This is a genomic window from Rubrivirga sp., from assembly GCF_049648075.1.
GTDB lineage: Bacteria > Bacteroidota > Rhodothermia > Rhodothermales > Rubricoccaceae > Rubrivirga.
The window spans coordinates 1-2,668 of record NZ_JBARYR010000233.1 but is presented as its reverse complement, the minus strand read 5'-3'; the positions used below and the strand labels follow the sequence as shown (position 1 = coordinate 2,668).

Sequence of the window (2,668 nt, the reverse complement as noted above, 5' to 3'; positions counted from 1 at the left end):
CCAATCCCCACTCCCCCTATCCCGCCCTCGAGGCCGAGGCCATCGTGTCTTCGGCCAGGCTGAACCACCGGCTCGAAGCCGCCTGGAACTCGCGGTAGCTGTCCCAGATCGCGCGCGCCTGGGCGTCGGCCGCCATCTCTTCGATGAGCTCCCTCGAGGCCGTCGCCGCGCCCTCGAGGACGTCGGTGGGGAACGGGATCGTCTGGACGCCGCGGTCGAGCAGGTCGACGAGCGCGGCCGGGTTGCGGGCGTCGTAGGCGCTCATCATCCAGGCGTTGGCGCCCTCGGACGCGACCTCGAGGGCGGACCGATACGACGCCGGCAGGCCGTCCCACGCCGCTTGGTTGACGTAGAACGAGAGCGCGGCCGACGGCTCCCACCAGCCCGGGTAGTGGTAGGTCTTGACGACGCGGTAGAAGCCCATCCGGGCGTCGTCGTACGGCCCGACCCACTCGGTCGCGTCGATGGCGCCGCGCTCCAGGGCACCGTAGATCTCGCCGCCGGGGAGGGTCTGGGGGATCACGCCCAGGCGCTCGAACGCGCGTCCGCCCAGGCCGGGGATCCGCATCGTGAGGCCGTTGACGTCCTCGAGGGAGCGGACCGGCTCGCGGAACCACCCGCCCATCTGGGTGCCCGTGTTGCCGCCCAACAGGCCGATCACGCCGAAGTCGGACAGGACGCCGTTCGTTAGCTCGCGGCCCCCGCCGTGGCGCATCCAGGCGTCGTGCTGGCGCGCTTGCATCCCGAACGGCACGGCCGTGTCGAACGTCAGCGCGGGCGTCTTGCCGAGGTAGTAGTAGCCGGCGGTGTGACCGATGGGGACGGACCCGGCTTGGACCGCGTCCAAGACTTGGAGCGGTGGAACGAGCGCTCCTCCTTCGGAAACCTCGATCTCGAACCGGCCGTCGGTGAGCGCGGACACCCTCGAGGCGAGTTCCTCGGCGGCCGAGAACAGGATCTCGGTCGAGCGCGGGAAGCTCGACGCCAGGCGCCACCGCACTCGAGGACGCGTGACGACGGCCGGTCCGCCGGGCGCGGCGCCCGTGTTGCGCCGACCGTTTCCCGGCCCGGGTCCGCAGCCGGCGACGGCAGAGGCGGTTCCCAGGGCAGCGGCAGAGACGAAGCGACGACGGTCCATGCCGAATAGTAGTCACGCACTATGCGACGCCGACCTACGCCGTCTACCCTCGAGGTCGGATACCCTCGGCCTCGATGCGCTTGCCTCTCTCCCTGTTCGTCCTCGTCTTGCTCTCCGGGTGCGCCGCGACCGCCTTCGAGGCCGCGCAAGTTGAGCGGGAGCGCGACTATCGAGCGCTCGTAGCGTCGGGATTAACGGCCGTGGAAGCTGCGAGAGTCCTGAGATCGGACTCGTTGGCGGCGACCGTGCCCCAAACCGACATCGTCGTGGCGTACCGCGAGCGACGCCGGCTGACGGCTCGCGTCGACAGCTTACGAGCCATCAGTCAGCTGTCTGACGGGAACGAGTTGAGCGACCGCGATGGAGACATCGACATGCGACAGGCAGAAGCCGAGCGCAAAGCAGCTTGGACACCGCGTGCGGCTACCAACGCCGCATTCTTCGTCGCAGGGGCGGTAGCAGCCCTGGCCGGCCTGTACGCGCTCATCGCACTCACCTATGAATAGGCGCCCTCGAGGACGCTACACCACCTCGCATGGCTGCGCCATCGCTCCGACAGATACAGCTCCAGAGACGAACCCCTCATTCTCGATGCGCCTACTGATCGCCCTCACCGCTCTCCTTCTTTCCGGCTGCGCCGCGACCGCCCTCGATGTCGACCGCGCCGTGCGGGAGCGAGACTACCGGACGCTCGTGGTCTCTGGCCTATCGCCGGAGCAAGCCGCAGATGTTTTACGATCCGACTCGCTCGCAGCTCGCGTGCCACAGACCGATGACGTCGTCGCCTACCGTGACCGGTGGCGTCGTGCCGCACGAGCCGACAGCCTGCGGGCCTTAGACACGACCTCGAGGACGGACGCCGAATGGCTGACCGGCTATCACGCCGAGTTGGAGCTCCGTCGACTTCAGGCCGAGCGTGACGCCAGCCGCTCGATCCGGCCCTGGGACCGCGCGCTGTTCCTAGGCATCGGAACAGCCGTGGGCATTGCGGGCTCATGGATCTTCTACTTTGTGAATGGTGGGGGCTGGTAGCCGCCCTCGAGGGCGCTACACCACCTCGCCCCGCCCCGCCGTCGCCTCGACGAACGCGGCCTCGAGGGCGGACACCTGCGAGCGCCGCACCGCCAGCGTCAAGCGCGTCCCCTCAGCCGAGTACGCCTGGTCTTGGACCTCGGCGTCGAACTGGTCCAGCAACCGCATCGCTGGCGACGTGTCGTCGAACGCGAACGCCAGCACGACCGGCTCGCGCACGACCACCGTCCTCCCCGGCGCGCCCTCGAGGGCGAGACCGGCCGCTTGGCCGTAGGCGCGGGCCAGACCTCCGACGCCCAGCTTGGTCCCCCCGTAGTAGCGCGTCACCACCACGACCGCGTTGAACAACTCTCGGCCTTCGATCTCACGCAGGATCGGGACGCCCGTCGACCCGCTCGGCTCGCCGTCGTCGGACGACCGGGGTGAGGGCGCGTCGGGGCCGAGCCGGTACGCCCACCCGTGGTGCCGGGCCGCGTGCTCCGCCTTGCGGACCTCAGC

General features: G+C 69.6%; 4 protein-coding genes. 2 read left to right on the top strand and 2 right to left on the bottom strand.

What is annotated here, in order from left to right:
- Nucleotides 1-16: 16 nt before the first annotated feature.
- Nucleotides 17-1,138 carry a TRAP transporter substrate-binding protein gene (locus WBA11_RS06915; protein WP_424519972.1) on the bottom strand — a complete coding sequence of 374 codons (1,122 nt, stop codon included), beginning with the start codon at nucleotides 1,136-1,138 and terminating at the stop codon, nucleotides 17-19.
- Between the two features lie 74 nt (nucleotides 1,139-1,212).
- Here WBA11_RS06915 and WBA11_RS06910 point away from each other — a divergent pair, with 74 nt between their 5' ends.
- Together WBA11_RS06910 and WBA11_RS06905 are read left to right on the top strand one after the other, a co-directional pair.
- Nucleotides 1,213-1,644, top strand: coding sequence for a hypothetical protein (locus WBA11_RS06910; protein WP_424519971.1), 432 nt, complete (start codon nucleotides 1,213-1,215; stop codon nucleotides 1,642-1,644).
- A gap of 85 nt (nucleotides 1,645-1,729) precedes the next feature.
- Entirely contained in the window at nucleotides 1,730-2,170 is a 441-nt protein-coding gene (locus WBA11_RS06905) for a hypothetical protein (protein ID WP_424519970.1), read from the top strand.
- A 15-nt stretch (nucleotides 2,171-2,185) separates the two neighbouring features.
- On the opposite strand, the gene WBA11_RS06900 is transcribed toward WBA11_RS06905, so the two are convergent.
- A partial coding sequence (locus WBA11_RS06900) for an IMPACT family protein (RefSeq protein WP_424519969.1) occupies nucleotides 2,186-2,668 on the bottom strand: 483 nt, incomplete at its 5' end.